Origin of the sequence: Nitratidesulfovibrio sp. 1201_IL3209 (assembly GCF_036763125.1) — a bacterium.
In the GTDB taxonomy this organism is placed as follows: Bacteria; Desulfobacterota; Desulfovibrionia; order Desulfovibrionales; family Desulfovibrionaceae; genus Cupidesulfovibrio.
The window spans coordinates 1-15,609 of record NZ_JBAIYT010000031.1; the positions used below are offsets into that span (position 1 = coordinate 1).

General features: G+C 69.6%; 15 protein-coding genes. 4 read left to right on the top strand and 11 right to left on the bottom strand.

The window, feature by feature from the left end; all coding sequences use genetic code 11:
- Positions 1–140: 140 nt before the first annotated feature.
- The 8 genes from V6B97_RS13435 to V6B97_RS13470 form a co-directional block, all read right to left on the bottom strand.
- The gene (locus tag V6B97_RS13435; RefSeq protein WP_333507012.1) at positions 141–920 is read right to left on the bottom strand and encodes an MlaA family lipoprotein; all 780 of its coding nucleotides are present in this window, start codon (positions 918–920) and stop codon (positions 141–143) included.
- A gap of 57 nt (positions 921–977) precedes the next feature.
- Positions 978–1,691, bottom strand: a complete 714-nt coding sequence (locus V6B97_RS13440; RefSeq protein WP_333507013.1) for a Tgt2/MlaC family protein — start codon at positions 1,689–1,691, stop codon at positions 978–980.
- Between the two features lie 2 nt (positions 1,692–1,693).
- Entirely contained in the window at positions 1,694–2,140 is a 447-nt protein-coding gene (mlaD, locus tag V6B97_RS13445) for an outer membrane lipid asymmetry maintenance protein MlaD (protein WP_333507014.1), read from the bottom strand.
- A gap of 92 nt (positions 2,141–2,232) precedes the next feature.
- The gene (locus tag V6B97_RS13450; protein ID WP_333507016.1) at positions 2,233–3,054 is read right to left on the bottom strand and encodes an ABC transporter ATP-binding protein; all 822 of its coding nucleotides are present in this window, start codon (positions 3,052–3,054) and stop codon (positions 2,233–2,235) included.
- 15 nt (positions 3,055–3,069) lie between these two features.
- Positions 3,070–3,873, bottom strand: coding sequence for an MlaE family ABC transporter permease (locus tag V6B97_RS13455; protein WP_333507017.1), 804 nt, complete (start codon positions 3,871–3,873; stop codon positions 3,070–3,072).
- A gap of 125 nt (positions 3,874–3,998) precedes the next feature.
- The gene (locus tag V6B97_RS13460; protein WP_333507018.1) at positions 3,999–4,874 is read right to left on the bottom strand and encodes an SPOR domain-containing protein; all 876 of its coding nucleotides are present in this window, start codon (positions 4,872–4,874) and stop codon (positions 3,999–4,001) included.
- Between the two features lie 25 nt (positions 4,875–4,899).
- Positions 4,900–6,555, bottom strand: a complete 1,656-nt coding sequence (gene argS / locus V6B97_RS13465) for an arginine--tRNA ligase (RefSeq protein ID WP_333507019.1) — start codon at positions 6,553–6,555, stop codon at positions 4,900–4,902.
- Between the two features lie 423 nt (positions 6,556–6,978).
- Complete coding sequence (locus V6B97_RS13470) at positions 6,979–7,953, bottom strand: ACP S-malonyltransferase (protein ID WP_333507020.1); 975 nt, start codon at positions 7,951–7,953, stop codon at positions 6,979–6,981.
- A 325-nt stretch (positions 7,954–8,278) separates the two neighbouring features.
- On the opposite strand from V6B97_RS13470, the gene V6B97_RS13475 reads away from it, so the two are divergent.
- Positions 8,279–8,998, top strand: coding sequence for a 16S rRNA (guanine(527)-N(7))-methyltransferase RsmG (locus V6B97_RS13475; protein WP_333507021.1), 720 nt, complete (start codon positions 8,279–8,281; stop codon positions 8,996–8,998).
- Positions 8,999–9,058: 60 nt separating this feature from the next.
- On the opposite strand, the gene V6B97_RS13480 is transcribed toward V6B97_RS13475, so the two are convergent.
- A complete protein-coding gene (locus V6B97_RS13480) occupies positions 9,059–9,277 on the bottom strand; it encodes a hypothetical protein (RefSeq protein WP_333507022.1) in 219 nt (72 codons plus the stop codon).
- 479 nt (positions 9,278–9,756) lie between these two features.
- Here V6B97_RS13480 and V6B97_RS13485 point away from each other — a divergent pair, with 479 nt between their 5' ends.
- Entirely contained in the window at positions 9,757–11,952 is a 2,196-nt protein-coding gene (locus V6B97_RS13485; RefSeq protein WP_333507023.1) for an STT3 domain-containing protein, read from the top strand.
- Positions 11,953–11,975: 23 nt separating this feature from the next.
- Here V6B97_RS13485 and V6B97_RS13490 read toward each other — a convergent pair whose 3' ends face one another.
- Positions 11,976–12,443 carry a 23S rRNA (pseudouridine(1915)-N(3))-methyltransferase RlmH gene (locus V6B97_RS13490; RefSeq protein WP_333507024.1) on the bottom strand — a complete coding sequence of 156 codons (468 nt, stop codon included), beginning with the start codon at positions 12,441–12,443 and terminating at the stop codon, positions 11,976–11,978.
- A gap of 138 nt (positions 12,444–12,581) precedes the next feature.
- On the opposite strand from V6B97_RS13490, the gene V6B97_RS13495 reads away from it, so the two are divergent.
- Positions 12,582–13,217 (top strand): L-threonylcarbamoyladenylate synthase, encoded by a 636-nt coding sequence (locus V6B97_RS13495; protein WP_333507025.1) that lies wholly within the window; start codon positions 12,582–12,584, stop codon positions 13,215–13,217.
- 390 nt (positions 13,218–13,607) lie between these two features.
- Here V6B97_RS13495 and V6B97_RS13500 read toward each other — a convergent pair whose 3' ends face one another.
- Entirely contained in the window at positions 13,608–14,792 is a 1,185-nt protein-coding gene (locus V6B97_RS13500) for a glycosyltransferase family 9 protein (protein WP_333507026.1), read from the bottom strand.
- 142 nt (positions 14,793–14,934) lie between these two features.
- On the opposite strand from V6B97_RS13500, the gene V6B97_RS13505 reads away from it, so the two are divergent.
- The gene (locus V6B97_RS13505) at positions 14,935–15,453 is read left to right on the top strand and encodes an NUDIX hydrolase (RefSeq protein ID WP_333507027.1); all 519 of its coding nucleotides are present in this window, start codon (positions 14,935–14,937) and stop codon (positions 15,451–15,453) included.
- Positions 15,454–15,609: the final 156 nt, after the last annotated feature.

Below are 15,609 nucleotides of genomic sequence, written 5' to 3' on the forward strand. Positions count from 1 at the left end.
GTCCGGGGGAGGAGACCCTTTTCCAAAAGGGTCCCTCCCCCGGAAGAATTTGGGTTTGTCAGCAGTCTGAAAGGGAGGCCCCATGGGGCCTCCCTTTGTCGTTCACTGTTCCGGGGGGGGGGGAGGGGGGGGCGGTCCGGCTATTTGGCCACCTTGGCGCGGCGCAACTGGATGTAGGCGTTGCGCACCGAGGTGTACGGCTCCACCGCGCTCTTGGTCACGGCCTCGTAGCTGGAGATGGTCTCGTCCGCCTTGTTGAACTCGCCGTAGGCCCGGCCCGCGAAGTAGGTGAGGTCGTCGTCCACCATGTAGCCGAACGGGTCGGCGAAGTAGTCGCCCGCAAGGCCCACGCTGTCGCGCAGGGTGCTGGGGCCGATGACCGGCCAGACGATGTAGAAGCCTTCACCCGCGCCCCATACGCCCAGGGTCTGGCCGAAGTCTTCCTTGTCCGGTTCCACGATGGGCTTGTCCTTCTTGGCCACGTCGATGAACCCGGCCATGCCCACGGTGGAATTGATGATGAACCGGCCCATCTCCACCCCGGCCTCCATGGGCTTGCCCTGCAACAGACAGTTCAGGAAGCGGATGGGAAAGGCCAGGTTGTGGAAGAAGTTGCGCACCCCGCTGCGCAGTTCGTCGGGGGTCACGGCCACGTAGCCCTGGTGCACCGGCTTGACGACCTTGAGCAGCAGCGCGTCGTTGATGGCGAACCACATGCGGTTCCAGCCCTCCAGCGGGTCGGGCACCATGTCCTCGTTGCCGGTGTCGTAGTCGTCGAGATCGGCGGAAATGGTGGGCGCGGCATGCTGCGCGCCTTCGGCGGGCGTGTCGGCGCGCGCGGCCGCCGGGGCCAGCAGCAGGGCGCAGGCAAGGCATGCCGTGTACAGCGCGAGTGTGATGCGGAACGAACCTGCGGGCATGGAAACTCCCTCCGGGAGCGGATTCATGGTGCGTGCGCCGGGCACGGCCCGTTCCGGCTAGCCGGGCTGGCCCGATTGGGCGGACTGGCCCGACTGGCCCGATTGAGCTGACGGGGCGGGTTGGGCGGGCTGCTTGCGCACTTCCTCGGCCTTGGCCTGCACCCGCTCGATGAGCTGGTCGGCGGTGCCCTTTTCCAGCAGGTCCTGGAACTGGGTGCGGTAGTTCTTGACCATGCTCACGCCCTCGATGATCACGTCGTACACCACCCAGGCCTGCTGGCGGTTCTGGAGCATGCGGTAGGCCACGGGCACCTGCTTGTCCTTGATCACCACGGTGGTCTGGACCTCGACCTTGTCGCCCTTGCCGCTGACCAGTTCGCCGGTGAACAGCACCTGTTCGCCGCTGTAGCCGTCGAACTTTTCGAGGTAGGTGGCCCGCAGCAGCGAGGCGAACGCCTCGGCGAAGCGGTCCTGCTGGTCGGGGGTGAACGAGCGCCAGTTGACCCCCACGGTGCGGGCCGAGAACTCGCGGAAATCGAAGATGTGGCGGATTTCGTCCTCCACCTTGTCCATCAGGGCGGGGCGCTGGGCCGGGTCCGTGTAGCCCGGCTGCTTGACGATGCCGAGGATGCGGTCCACGGAGGCCTTCAGCGTTTCGCGGGCCGCGCCCGCGCTGTCGGCGGCGGCCAGGGCCGCGCCGGTCCAGCAGGAAAGGACGGTGACGAGCAGCGCGGCAAGGGCCGCGCCGCGCAGGAATATGCGGATGGGCATGGCTAGACTCCCCCGAACACGTACTTGCTGATCAGCGATTCGATGTCGATGGCCGATTCGGTTTCCGTGATTTCGTCGCCCTCGCCCAACTGGTCTTCCGAACCGCCGGGCGAGAGCTTGATGTACTTGTCGCCGATGAGGCCACTGGTCTTTACCGAGGCGATGACGTCGTCGGTCAGGTGCACGCCTTCCTTCATGCGCAGGCTGACCACCGCCACCGGCTTGTCCGGCGCAAGCGTGATGCCCGCCACGCGGCCCACGGGCACGCCCGCGATCTCCACTTCCGCGCCCACGCGCAGACCGGTGATGGAGCTGAACCGGGCATGCACGGTGTAGCCCTTGTCGGACAGCAGTTCCATGCGCCCCAGCTTTACCGTGAGGTAGCCGACGCACAAAAGTCCGACGAGCACGAAGATGCCGACCGATGTTTCTCGCGAATACTTCTTCATGATGCCCTTCCCGTATCCGTTGGGGGCTGTTGTTGCCGTATGTCCCCGGCCGCCGTCAGCGGTCCGGCCAGGCGTGGCGATCCGGCCAGTCGTCAGCGGTCCAGCCAGGCGTCCAGGGCCTGCTGCACCTCCGGCGCCAGCGTCACGTCCGCCCGTTGGTCCTCGTCGGCCCGCCGGTCCAGAAAGCTGCGCACGTAGGGGTCCTGCGTGGCGCGCAACTCGTCCACCGGCCCCGCGAAGGCCGCCGTGCCGTCGTGCAGCATGAGCACGTAGTCGGCGATGGCGTCCAGGCTGCGCAGGTCGTGGCTGACCACCACGATGGTCATGCCGGGAAAATTGGCCCGCATGTCCAGCAGCAGGTGGTCCATGCGCGCGGCGTTGACCGGGTCCAGGCCCGATGTGGGCTCGTCGCACAGCAGGATGGGCGGGTCCATGACGATGGCCCGCGCCAGGCCCGCGCGCTTGCGCATGCCGCCGGAAAGCTGGTTGGGGTAGTAGTCGGCGTAGTCGGCCAGGCCCACCAGGGCCAGCTTGTGCAGCACTATCTGGCGGATGGTGTCCCTGGGCAGGCCGGTATGCTCGCGCAGGGGTAGGGCCACGTTGTCGCCCAGGGTCAGCGAGCCCAGCAGCGCGCCGTCCTGGAACAGCACGCCCATGCGCCGCCGCACCTTGCGGAAGTCGCGCCGGGGCAGGGCGAACAGGTCGCGCCCGCCCACCGAAAGGGTGCCCGCCATGGGCCGTTGCAGGCCCAGCACGTGGCGCAGCAGGGTGGACTTGCCGCAGCCCGAGCCGCCGATGATCATGGAAATTTCGCCAGCGGGCAGCAGCGCGTTCACGTCGCGCAGCACCACGTGGTCGCCGTAGCCCACCGTGAGGCCGTCAAGCCGTATGTCCCATCCGGAAGTCGCGCGCATGGCCGTGGTCTCTTCTTACAGCAGGAACGAGGTCAGCACGTAGTCGGCCACCAGCACGAACACGCACGAAAGGACCACGGCGGAGGTGGTGGAATTGCTGACGCCTTCGGGCCCCACGCCGTCGCGGCGCATGTGGGTGAAATAGCCCTGGTAGCAGCTTACCGTGGCCACGATGACCGCGAACAGCAGCGACTTCATGAAGCCGCCGGTGATGTCGGCCATCTCCACGCTGGACTCGATGCGGTAGAAGTACACGCCCTCGTTGATACCCAGCAGGGTGACCCCGGTGACGTAGCCGCCAAGGATGCCCACCACGTCGAACACCGCCGTCAGCAGCGGGAACGAGATGAGCGAGGCGGCGATGCGCGGGGCCACCAGGTAGGCCATGGGGTTGATGTCCATGACGTCCAGCGCGTCGATCTGGTCGGTGATGCGCATGACCCCGATCTCGGCGGCCATGGACGACCCGGCCCGGCCGGTGACCATGATGGCCGTCAGCACCGGGCCCAGTTCGCGGATCAGCGAAAGGGCCACGGCCGCGCCCAGCAGCCCTTCGGACCCGAACTTGACCAGCGTGTAGTAGCCTTGCAGCCCCAGCACCATGCCGGTGAACACCCCGATGAGCAGAATGACGAACAGCGACTTGGAGCCGATGACGAACACCTGGTTCAGGATCTTGGGGATCTGCTTGGGCGAGGCGAAGATGAGCCGCAGGCCGTCCGCCAGGAACAGGAACATGGCTCCCATCTCGCCCAGCAGGCGCAGGGTGGCCGCGCCAAGGGCGGTGACGGGGGCGAGTATGTTGGGGCCTGTGCTCATGGCGTTCTCTCCCGGCGGGCGGGCGGTGGGGGCGGCGGCGCGGGCCGTGGAGCCCCGCCTGTCCGTTCCCGGTGTCTTCACATCATTACATGCTAGTCCCGACGCAACATGCCGTCAAGGCTGCCCTATCGGGAAACCGGCGTCTTGCTGCGCAGAATCACCTTGTCTATGCCGTGTTTGGACAGCGCGGCGCGCAACTGGCGCGTGTCTTCCGGCGTGCCCCGGAACAGGGCGTTCAGGCGGTACCACGACACGCCGTTTTCCACCGAGGAATCAAGGCGCGCCTTGATGCCGGACGCTTCCAGCTTCGCCTTCAGGGCGTTGGCCGGGTCCGCCGTCTTGTAGGCCGCCACCTGGTACACGTAGTCGAAGCGTTCGCCGTCGGCGGATTTGGTTTCCGCCGTTTTGGTATCCTTTGGGGCGGGCGCGGCGGAGGCTGCGGTCGCGGCGGCCTTCTTGTCGTCCTTCTTGGCGTCCGTCTTGGCCTCGGGCTTCCGGGCGGTCTTGGAATCCGGCTTGGAATCCGTTCTGGCGTCGGCCTTGCCCGCCGTCCTGGCGTCCTTCTTCGGATCGGGTTTCGGATCGGGCTTCTGGTCCTTTTTGCCGCTCTTGGTCACGATTTCCGTGGCGTTCACCGACACGCCCGCATTGCCCGATATGGGGGCGGGCTTGGCCCGCAGGGAATCCATGAACTGGAGTTCCTCGGGCTTGAACACTCCGCCGGGCATGGGGGTGGGTCCCGCTCCGGCAGTCGCGTTCACGGCGGGCTTGGGCATGATGCGGTCGATGCCCAGGCGTTCCTCCGGGTTGTAGCCGCGCCCCACGATGACGCCGAGCACGAACACCCAGCCGAAGCCGATGACGGCCACGATGCCCGCCGAAATGAGCGAGGGCAGGGTGACGTTGATGGTGTAGACGCCCTTCCTGCGTCCGCCATCCTTCTGCCCGCCCCGTCCGTTCGGTGCGTTCGGTACGGGTTGCCCTTGTCTGGGTGCTGCCATGCCTGGTTCCCGCGCCCCGGCGCGTCTACATGGCCTCGGGCGCTTCGACGCCGAGCAGGTTCAGGCCGTTGGCCACGGCCCGGCCCACGGCGCGCAGCAGGGCCAGCCGGGCCACGATGGTTTCCGCGCCGTCGGCGTTCAGCACCGGCACCTTGGCGTAGTAGCTGTGCAGGGCGCCCGCCACTTCCATCAGGTAGAAGCTGACGTGGTGCGGGGCCAGCCCTTCGGCGGCGGCCGAAAGGGTGTCGGGCATGCGGTCGATAAGGCGCAGCAGGTCCAGTTCTTCCGGCAGGGCCAGCGGGGCCAGCGCCGCCGCGTCCACCCGGGCGGGCAGGACGATGCCGCGCTCCGCCGCCTTGCGCAGCACGGCGCGCACGCGGGCGTGGGCGTACTGCACGTAGTACACCGGGTTGTCCATGGAGCGCTGCTTCACCAGTTCCAGGTCGAAATCGAGGTGGCTGTCGCTCTTGCGCGAAAGGAACATGAACCGCGCGGCGTCGGCGCCCACTTCCCTGACCACGTCGTGCAGGGTTTCGAACTGCCCGGCGCGGGTGGACATGGCGATCTGCTCGCCGCCCTGCAACAGGTTCACCAGTTGCACCAGGATCACGTCGAACTGTTCGGGCCGCTTGCCAAGGGCGGCCACGGCGGCGCGCATGCGCGGCACGTAGCCGTGGTGGTCGGCGCCCCAGATGTCCACGACGAGGTCGAAGCCCCGGTCGTACTTGTTGTCGTGGTAGGCGATGTCCGAGGCGAAGTAGGTCAGCGTGCCGTCGGACTTGCGCAGCACGCGGTCCTTGTCGTCGCCGAGGGTGGTGGTGCGGAACCACAGCGCGCCGTCCTGCTCGAAGGCGAGGCCCGCCTGCTTCAGCCGTTCGAAGGTCTTTTCCACCGCGCCCTCGCGGACCAGCGAAAGCTCGGAGAACCACACCTGGTGCTCCACGCGGAAGTCGGCCAGGTCCTGCTTGATGCCGTCCATGATGGAGGTCATGGCGTACTCGAAGCAGCGGTCCTGGCCTTCGGCCTCGGGCAGGTCCACCAGGCCGGGATCCCTGGCCAGCATTTCGGCGGCGATGTCCTTGATGTAGTCGCCGCGATAGAAGTCCTCGGGCAGGGTGAACGGACGGCCGGAAAGCTCCAGCGCGCGCAGCCACACCGAAAGGCCCAGCAGGCGCATCTGCCGCCCGGCGTCGTTGATGTAGTATTCGGTGGTCACGTCGTACCCGGCGAAGCGCATCACCCGCGCCAGGCAGTCGCCCAAGGCCGCGCCGCGCCCGTGGCCGATGTGCAGCGGCCCGGTGGGGTTGGCGGACACGTACTCCACCTGCGCCTTGCGGCCCGCGCCCACGGTGGTGGCGCCGTAGCGCTCGCCCGCCGCCTCCACGTGCAGCACGGTTTCGCGCCAGAAATCGGGCGAGTAGGTGACGTTGAGGAAGCCCGGCCCGGCGATGTCCACCGAGGCGATGGCCGGGTCGGAATCGCGCAGGGCGCCGGCAAGGCGCGCGGCCAGTTCGCGCGGGGGCACGCCCGCGTCCTTGGCGAGCACCAGGGCGATGTTGGCGGCAAGGTCGCCGAACGACTTGTCGCGGGGCGGCTCGAGGGTGGCCTTTTCGGGCCAGGAAAGCCCCATGTCCTTCACGATGGCCTGAAGGGAGGCCAGCAACTGCTGACGTGCGCGCATGTGATGTATGGTGTTCCTGTTGGCTTGGAATGAATGACTGCGTGGGCGGCGCCGTTCCGAAGGGGCGCGCGCCGGGCTGGCCCGGATTCCGCGCGCGGCGGGGCGTCCCGGCCGCGACAGGCTCACGTATGGCCCACGTACGGGCCACGTCCGGCAAGGCCGCCGTGCGCGGAATGGATGCCGCCATGGCGGGGGCGTTTGGTCCAAGGTGGGTCGTGTACCAGAAATCGGCGCGACTGCAAAGCCGCCGGGACGCTCGGTACCGGCGGGCCGCGCGCGGCGGACCGCATGGGGGGCGGAGTGGGGAGCGCGGGTTGTTTGACGCGGCGGGATGGGGAGCCGCACGCGAAGGGCCGGGTGCGCATGCGCACACCCGGCCCGTGGAATGTCTGCCTGTCGATGTGTGTGGGGAGCGGGGCGGAGCTAGAACGTCAGGGCGTCGGCCTGTTCCAGGCTGCCCGCGCCCTCGGCGGTCCAGCCGCCTTCCTCCGCGGCGGGCACATTTGAAGCCGCCCCCATGCCTGCAAGGATGGGACCCACCATCTTGGTCAGCACGCCCTTGGGACCGGACTCCACCCAGCGGCGCACCCCGGCGTTCCACTGGTTGGTCACGGTGGCGATCCACTGCACGGAAGAGGTCATCTGCCGGGTCATGACCTCGTGCAGCGATTCGCCGTCGGTGACGGCCTGGCCGGTGACGTTGCAGTACACGGCAAAGCGCGGGCGCGACCAGGTGGCCGTGCGCATGGCCTTGGCCAGTTCCCTGGCGGCCTCGTCCATGAGCGGGCTGTGGAAGGCCCCGCTGACGGGCAGGACGAGCGCGCGGCCCTTGCGGTCCTTGACCCTGGCGGCGGCGTCGGCGATGGCGTCGCGCGTGCCGGACAGCACCAGCTGCCCCGGCGTGTTGTAGTTGGCGATGCGGATCATCTGGCCGGTGGACTCGGCGGACTCGGCCACCACGGCCTCCACGTCGGACCGGGAAAGTTTCAGCACGGCGGCCATGGCCCCCTTGCCGTCGGGGTCGGCCTCGGCCATCAGGCGGCCGCGCAGGGCCACCAGTTCCAGGGTGCTGTCCACGGAAAGCGCGCCGGATGCGGCGGCCGCCGCGTATTCTCCCAGGCTGTGCCCGGCGGTGCAGGCCGGGGAGACGCGCCCGGCAAGGCGCAGCCACAGGGACAGGTTGACGGCGGTCAGCGCGGGCTGGAGGTTGCGGGTATCGGCCATGGCCTTCTCGTCGCCGCCGTCCCAGTATATTTCGCGCAGGGGCAGGCCGCTTGCGCGTTCGGCCTTCTTCCACAGGTCCATGGCTTCGGGCATGGCGTCGGCCACGTCGCGGCCCATGCCGGGTTCCTGCGAGCCCTGGCCGGGGAACAGGATGGCGAGGTCGGTACGGTTCATTCGGTGTCGCTCCAGACGTAGGAATGGCGCCGGGCGTGTCCCGGCCGGGGGATGTGCGGTATCGTGCGCGGGGCGGACGCGGGGGCCGTCCCCCTCAGGCCCCCTCAGGCCCCCTCAGGACGGTGCGGCCACGGCGCCGCGCAGGGCGCGTCGCCCGTTCGCTGCATAGTCAAACACGCGCGCCGACGCAAGTGGTGCTGTCGTTTTCGCCCGCGCGGCATGGTATGGAAAGCGGCCGGTGCTTGCCAGCATCCGCAGGGGCGGCTACAAGGCCGCCAGTTCCCGTGTCCGGCGCGCGCCGGGCGGTCCATTCGCAGGAGACGCCATGCCCCCCGCTGAAGTCCACGTATCCATGAAGGAACTGGCCCGGCTGTGCGCCGAGGCCGGTTTTGCGCCCGACGAGACGCCCGAGGCCGCGCAGGCGGTGCTGGCGGGCTATCTGGAACTGCTGATGAAGTGGAACCGGGTCATGAACCTGGTGGGCACGCGCACCTGGCAGGCCACCTTCCGCACCCTGATCGTGGACAGCCTGCACCTGGCGCGCTTCCTGCGTTCGCTGCCCCTGCCCGAAGCCCCGGAAACCTGGGACCTCGGCGCGGGGGCCGGGCTGCCGGGCATCCCCCTGCGCGCGGTGTGGCAGGCGGGCATCTATCATCTTGTGGATGCGCGCGAGAAGCGCACCCTGTTCCTGTCCAACGTGCTGGCCCGCCATCCCCTGCCGGGCACCGTGGTGTTCCGGGGCAGGGTGGAGGAGTTCATGCCCACGCGGCCCAAGGCGGATTGCGTGGTGAGCCGGGCCTTCCTGCCCTGGCCGGAGGTGCTGGAACTGGTGCGCGGTCATGTGGCCCCCGGCGGGGTGGTGGTGTTCCTGGCCAACGAAGGCGCGCCCGCAAGCCTGCCCACCGGCTGGCGGGTGGCGGCGCGGGCGGAATATGCGGTGCAGGCTTCGCCGCCGCACGGACTGCAAGGACGGGGCGGCGCGGCGGGGAAGGGCGCGGAACCCGGGACCGCCATGCGCCACCTGTGGGCGCTGGCGCTGGCCTGAGGCCGGGCATATCCGGACAGGACAGGCCAGACAGGTCAGGCCGGACAGGCCCCGGCGGCGTTATTTTTCGGGCGGGTTGCCCATCAGCGCGCCGAGTTGCGATTTGCGGAAGATCAGCCTGGTGGCGGCGGCGTCGGCCTTGTCCGCCACGTCCATGAGGCGTTCGAGGAATTCGAGGATTTCGTGGCGGCGTTCCTCGGGCGAATATTCGAATTCGTCATCCAGGCGTTCCGACGTCAGGTATTCCTCGATTTCGTCGAGATACTTCATGTTCAGCATGGCGGCGTCTCCATGGGCCGACGGGGCTGGCCCGGCGGTGCGGTGTGGTGGCGGCGCGCGGCCCGATGCGCGGATGTCAGCGGATGTGCGCATGGGCCTGGCGGTTCGGGCGGGCGGCAGCCCGCGCGGATGTTCGGTTCGCGCAGTGCTCTACCGCATTTCGCGGCGCAGGTGAAGCGGTTGTCACCACCTTTGCCGCATCCCGGCCCCGCTGGCGATGCGCCGCCGTTTCGCGTATATCCCCCCTGCGCGGTCCACGGGCCGCAGCCCTTTTTCCACGGCAGGAAGCCATGAGCGTGCACGCGCCCGAAACATCCCCCCTCGCCGCCTCCTGCGCCTACCACCCGGAATCCGGGGGCAACGGCGAAGGTGCTTCCCCACGCGACGGCCGGGACGGCCCGGAAAGGCTCCCCTCGGACCGGCTCCCGCCGGACCGGCTCTCGTCGGACCGGCCCCCGGCAAGGCGGTCCCCCGCCGCCATGCTGCGCGCCGCTCTCGCCGCGCTGTGTTCGCCGGGCGGGCGCGCCGTGCTGCTGGGCCTGCTGGCCTTCTGCACGGCCTTCGCCATGCGCATGCTGGAATACCCCGCCTGGCAGACCCCGGAATACCAGTTGGACGGCGAATACCTGCTGGCCACCCACGACGCCTATCACTGGACGGCGGGGGCCGACGGCTTCGAGTTCGGCGCGGGGCACCCCATGTCCGAACTGGTGCGCTACGTGGCCTTGCTGACCCATTCCACGTCGGGAGAGGTGGGCTTCTGGCTGCCGTCGGTCATGGGCAGCCTGCTGGCGGTGGCGGTGTTCGCCTGGGCCGCCGCGCTGGGCGGCATGGAGGCCGGGCTGTGCGCCGGGGTGCTGGCCTCGCTGGCGCCCGGCTTTCTGGCCCGCACCCTGCTGGGCTACTGCGACACCGACCTGGTGACCCTGCTGTTCGCGCTGGTGGCCGGGCTGGGACCGGGGCTGTGGCTGGCCCCGCGCCTGCGCACCCTGCCGGGGATGGCCGTGGCGCTGTACCGGCGGCTGCGGCGCGGGCCAGCGCGGGCAGCAGGTGGCGGAGCCACGCCCGATGCCGGCGACGACGGCGACGACGGCGATGCCGGCGGCGATCCCCTCGCCCCCCGCTGGATGGCGGTGCTGTTGTGCAGCGGCCTGCTGGGCTGGTGGTCGCAGGAATGGCATTCCATGTTTCCGTACCTGGTGCGCTACTACGCGCTGCTGGTGCCCGGCCTGGCCGTGGTCTTCGGCAGGCGCGGCCGCCGGGCGGACCTGATGGTGGGCGGGCTGCTGTACGCCCTGCCCATGCTGGGCGGCTGGCCGGGCTTTGCCGGGGCGGCGCTGCTGGCGGTGGGTCTGCGCGGGCCGTGGCCCTTCCTGCGGGCGCTGGCCGAACGGCGGGTGGTGCACGCCGCGCTGTGGCTGGTGGTGCTGTGGCTGGTGGCCGACGCCGAAGTGTTCCAGACCATGCTGCGCTCGGCCCAAAGCTACATCAAGCGGGCGGGCGACGCCGTGGCCCAGCCCGATGGCGACGTGCTGGTCTACCCCTCGGTGGCCCAGAGCATCATCGAGGTGCAGGACCTTTCGGTGGCCGAGGTGCTGGCATACTTCCATCCGTGGATACCCGCCGCCCTGGCTGGGCTGGCCGGGTTCGGGGTGGCCCTCGTCGCGCGTCCGGCGGCGCTGTTCCACCTGCCGCTGGCGGTGCTGGCCTTCCTGTCCATCAAGCTGGGCGGACGCATGGTGATGTTCGGGGCGCCGGTGATGGCGCTGGGCATCTGCATGCCGGTGCACTGGCTGGCGGGTCTGGTGCTGCGCGACAATTTCTACCGCACCGCCGGGCGGCTGCTGGTTTCCGCCGTGCTGCTCATGCTGCTGGGCGCGCCGTACCTGGAAGTGATCCCGGCCATGACCCAGGGTCCCATCCTGAACAAGCGGCACGCGGCGGCGCTGAAGTTCCTGCGCACCAACACGCCGGAAGATTCCATGATCTGGAACTGGTGGGACTGGGGCTATTCCACCCACCATTTCTCGCACCGCTCCACCATCGCCGACGGCGCCAGCCACGGCGGGCCTTCGCTGTTCGTGCCCGCCGCCGTGTACGCCTCGGACAATCCGCGCTTCGCCCGGCAACTCATCAAGTACGCGGCCAGCAAGGGCAACATCCCCGGCAACGTCTTCGAGGGCATGAACAATCACGACGCCGACGACCTGATGCGCAAGCTGGCCGCCCGGAAGGAGCCGCTGGTCGCCGCGCAGGGCAGGCAGTACCTGGTGGTCAGCTTCGACATGCTGCGCCTGGGCTTCTGGATCACCACCTACGGCCGCTGGGATTTCCTGGCCAGGGAAGGGCGGGGCTACCAGATCGCCTCCATCAGCAAGCCGTTGCAGTTCAGCATGGAGAACGGCGTGGTGCTGGTGCAGAACATGGACCCGGTGTACGCCGAATCCATCGACGTGTTCGACGATACCGGCCTGCAACGCCAGATGTACTTCCGGTTCAACGGGCGGCACTTCATCTTCAACCGCACCACCGGCGACAAGCTGGTCATCGACGACGACATGTACAACACGCTGATGGTGCAGCTGTTGCTGTCGTCACCGGAGGACCCGCGCTTCACGCCTTATTTCAAGCTGGTGTTCGACAACGTGCATACGCGCGTGTACGAGGTCTTATAGAACGTCGGGATGCTATTCACTATTTAATGATGATACGGAGAACCGCGCAGAATGCAGTCCGCGCGGTACAACTGTTCCAGCAGCACCACCCGGGCCATCTCGTGGGGGAAGGTCATGGGGCCAAGGGACACGCGCAGGGCGGCCCGCTGGAGCACGGCCGCGTCCAGCCCGTAGGCGCCGCCGATGACGAAACAGGGCACGGCCGTGGCGTTTTCCGTCAGCCGGTCCAGCAACGCGGCGAACTCGCGCGAGGTGTGGGCCTTGCCGCGTTCGTCCATACATACCACGATGTCGGCGGGGCCAAGGGCGGCCAGCAGGCGAGCACCTTCGTCGGCGTTGCGTCTGGCGGGCGGCAGGGCGGCGTCGCCGTCGCGGACCAGGGTTTCGGTCACGCGCCAGGTGTGGCGCAGCCGTTCCATGTAGTGCGCGGCGGCCTGCTGCCAGAACGGCGTCTTCAGCTTGCCCACCGCCAACAGGCGCAGTGATTTCACGAAACCTCCGGGTGCGTGCGTTTCCGGGCCATGGTCTATCCCGGAGCGGAGCGGGGGGCAAGGCGTGCCGCGCGGCGCGGCGTCCGGCCCGATGCCTCGGTTTCCTTTTCGCTACCTGACCCAACAACGGATTGCGTCATGCTGAACATGGACGATGCGGCCGCGCTGCTGCGCGCGGGGCGGGTGGTGGTGTTCCCCACCGAGACCTTTTTCGGGGTGGGCTGCCTGGCCACCCATGCCGGTGGAGTGGACGAGGTGTACCGGGTGAAGCGCCGCGTCCACCGGCTGGCCCTGCCGGTCATCGCGGGCCACATGGACCAGTTGGCCCAGGTGGCCGCCCGCATGGATCCGGTGGCGGAAGGGCTGGCCCGGCGGTTCTGGCCGGGGCCGCTTTCCGTGCTGCTGTCCGCGGCGCCCGGCGTGCCCGCGCCGCTCACCGGCGGCACGGGCCGCGTGGCCGTGCGCCTGACGCCGCACCCCGTGGCCCGTGAACTGTGCCTGCTGGCCGGTGGCCCGCTGGTGGCCAGCAGCGCCAACATCAGCGGCCGCCCGGCCGTGACCCGCGTGGCCGACCTGGACTCGGAACTGGCGGCCGAGGTGGCCGGGGTGCTGGACCTGCCCCCCGCCCCGCCCGGCGGGTTGCCCTCCACGCTGGTGGAGGTGCTGGATGGGGGCGGTGCCGGTGCCGCTGCCGGGCTGCCCCGCCTGCGGGTGTTGCGGGCTGGGGCCGTTTCGGTGCAGGCCCTGCGCGACGCCGGGTATGCGGTGGAGTGAGCGGTTGGGGGATTCCCCACCGGGTCAGTACAAAAAATTTCCGACGTCCCTGGGCGGAAAAAGGGCTCGCCAGACCGCGCCCGGCCGCATCGGACGGGCGCTGCGCGGCGGCGGCACAGGACGCGGCAAAAAAGTTGAACTGATTGTGCGAACGGCCTGTGCCGCGAACTGGTCGTGCGGGTGCCGTAAAATACAGTGAAAACAATCGACTATGCCTTGGCCGAGAAGTCCGGGCATGCCCGGCGACCCCGTATCCGCGCATTGGCACACCGCTTGCTATATCCTGATCACCTTCCTTTCTTTGCAGAGAGCCGGTCCTACAGGGGTGTGGGGCCGGTTTTTCTTTTGCGCGTTGCCCGCGCCTGTCGGGGGGCGTGCTTCCCCCCGCGTCTACCTTCGCGCGTTCAGCAGCGCCAGCACTGCGTCCAGCACCGCCTCCACCGTAATGGCGTCCATGCACGGGGCCGCCTCAGGCATCTGGCCCACGTCAGCGCCCTCTTTTCCTCCACGGTTCCGCCGACCGCACCCAAGATCGCGCAGGGTGGCGGAGCAGGGCGCGCAGTCCAGGGGGCTGGCCAGCGCCATGGCCCCGTGCGGCCGCCACGTTGCGGCGGGGGCCGGGCCGAACAGGGCCAGCACCGGCGCGCCGTGCAACGCGGCAAGGTGCAGCGGCCCGGAGTCGTTGCCCAGGACCAGCCGCGCCCTGCGCAGTACTTCCGCCAGTTCGCCGTGGTCGGCCGGGGTGACCACCGGCACCCCGCGCCCTTCCGGGTGACCTTCCGGGCGTTCTTCCGGCATGAGGGCGTCGAGGGCAAGGCCGCGCTCCAGTTCCGCCGGGCCGAGCACGTACAACGGATTGTACCCGGCCCTTGCCAGTTCCCCGGCCAGGGCGGCGAACCGTTGCGGCGGCCACTGCTTGGCCCGGTGCCCCGCGCCGGGCACCAGCACCACGGTGTGCGAATCCGCGCCTTCCCAGCCGCCGAACAATCGTTGCCATGTGCCGTGCCAGTCCGCGTCCCAACGGGGTGTCCAGGGCAGGGCGGCCGGGGATGCGCGTTCAAGCTGGTTCCGCAATGCGTCGGTGACGTGCCGCGCGGGCTCCGCTTCCCGCGTGGTCCTGCCCTGTTCACCCTTGTCCTCTTCGCCGCCGTTCGGCCCCGGCGGCAGGCAGGGCAGGGACACGATGCGCGGATGGGCGGCCACCGGCAGGCGGTCCAGGCAGAACCACGCCATCGTGGCTCCCGTCAGGTCGTCCGGCCATGCCGGTGTGCCCTGTTCGCCGTACAGCCCTTCCAGCGCCCGGCGCATGGCCGGGGGGCAGGGGGCGTAGCCCAGCGGGGCCAGCCAGCGCATGCGCTCCATGTTGCCCGCGAACAGCAGGCGGGGGGCGTCGTCAACGCGGGGCAGGCCGCCATCCTCTCCGGCAGCGTCCATCGTCGCGCCTCCGACCGGGGGGCGTTCCGGCCCGCCGCCTTGCGCCCAAACGCCGCGCGCCAGCGCCAGCAGGGCGGGCCAGGCGCACAGGAAGTCGCCCAGCGCCCCGTTGTGCACGGCTATCAGCTTGTCACTTTTCATCTCTGCGCGTACTCTGGGATAGTGGTGTCGTATCCGCCGCCTTCCGGGACAGGGTGTTCCGGCCCGTCGGCGGGTGGCGGGGGCCGAGGCGAAGCCTGCGGCCAGCCCGGCAATGGTCACGCCCGAAACCGGACCGGTATCGATGGAACATCGCGTCCCCTGCCCGCACTGCGGCGGCTCCGTGGTCATGTACCGCAACCCCGCGCCCACCGTCGACATCCTCATTCACGAGCCGGGGCGGGGCATCGTGCTCATCCGGCGGCGCAACGAGCCGCCCGGCTGGGCGCTGCCCGGCGGGTTCATCGACTACGGGGAATCGGCCGAGGCGGCGGCGCTGCGCGAGGCCCGGGAGGAAACCGGGCTGGACGTGGAACTGACCGGCCTCGTGGGGGTGTATTCCGAACCGGGGCGCGACCCGCGCCACCATACCCTCAGCGTGGTCTATGCCGCGCGGGTGCGGGGCGGGGCCAATGGCGGCGCGGCGGCCGCCCCCGTTGCGGGACCAGTTGCGGGACCCGTTGCAGGAGATGACGCGGCCGACGCTGGGTTCTTCGCGCCGGACGACCTGCCGCACCCCATGGCCTTCGACCACGCGAAGATCATCGCCGACTGGCTGCGCGGCCGGGCATCCTGCCCGGAGCACGCGGGGGAAGAGGCCTGAGGCGGACCGGTGACGGGCGAGGGGCGGCGGGACGCGGGACGCGGCGGCCCGCCACGCGGACCGATGGAGCAAGGACGGGCCTGCAGCCCCGACACGATCAGGACGCAAGCGCCAGGCGGCGCGCAACGCGTCGCGCGGCCGCGCCGCGCGCGCAAG

Coding starts and splice junctions, on each gene's coding strand:
- V6B97_RS13505 (WP_333507027.1), top strand. CDS start 14,935: ATGGAACATCGCGTCCCCTGCCCGCACTGCGGCGGCTCCGTGGTCATG.
- V6B97_RS13435 (WP_333507012.1), bottom strand. CDS start 920: ATGCCCGCAGGTTCGTTCCGCATCACACTCGCGCTGTACACGGCATGC.
- V6B97_RS13480 (WP_333507022.1), bottom strand. CDS start 9,277: ATGCTGAACATGAAGTATCTCGACGAAATCGAGGAATACCTGACGTCG.
- V6B97_RS13440 (WP_333507013.1), bottom strand. CDS start 1,691: ATGCCCATCCGCATATTCCTGCGCGGCGCGGCCCTTGCCGCGCTGCTC.
- V6B97_RS13495 (WP_333507025.1), top strand. CDS start 12,582: ATGCTGAACATGGACGATGCGGCCGCGCTGCTGCGCGCGGGGCGGGTG.
- V6B97_RS13450 (WP_333507016.1), bottom strand. CDS start 3,054: ATGCGCGCGACTTCCGGATGGGACATACGGCTTGACGGCCTCACGGTG.
- mlaD (WP_333507014.1), bottom strand. CDS start 2,140: ATGAAGAAGTATTCGCGAGAAACATCGGTCGGCATCTTCGTGCTCGTC.
- V6B97_RS13500 (WP_333507026.1), bottom strand. CDS start 14,792: ATGAAAAGTGACAAGCTGATAGCCGTGCACAACGGGGCGCTGGGCGAC.
- V6B97_RS13475 (WP_333507021.1), top strand. CDS start 8,279: ATGCCCCCCGCTGAAGTCCACGTATCCATGAAGGAACTGGCCCGGCTG.
- V6B97_RS13470 (WP_333507020.1), bottom strand. CDS start 7,953: ATGAACCGTACCGACCTCGCCATCCTGTTCCCCGGCCAGGGCTCGCAG.
- V6B97_RS13455 (WP_333507017.1), bottom strand. CDS start 3,873: ATGAGCACAGGCCCCAACATACTCGCCCCCGTCACCGCCCTTGGCGCG.
- argS (WP_333507019.1), bottom strand. CDS start 6,555: ATGCGCGCACGTCAGCAGTTGCTGGCCTCCCTTCAGGCCATCGTGAAG.
- V6B97_RS13460 (WP_333507018.1), bottom strand. CDS start 4,874: ATGGCAGCACCCAGACAAGGGCAACCCGTACCGAACGCACCGAACGGA.
- V6B97_RS13485 (WP_333507023.1), top strand. CDS start 9,757: ATGCTGCGCGCCGCTCTCGCCGCGCTGTGTTCGCCGGGCGGGCGCGCC.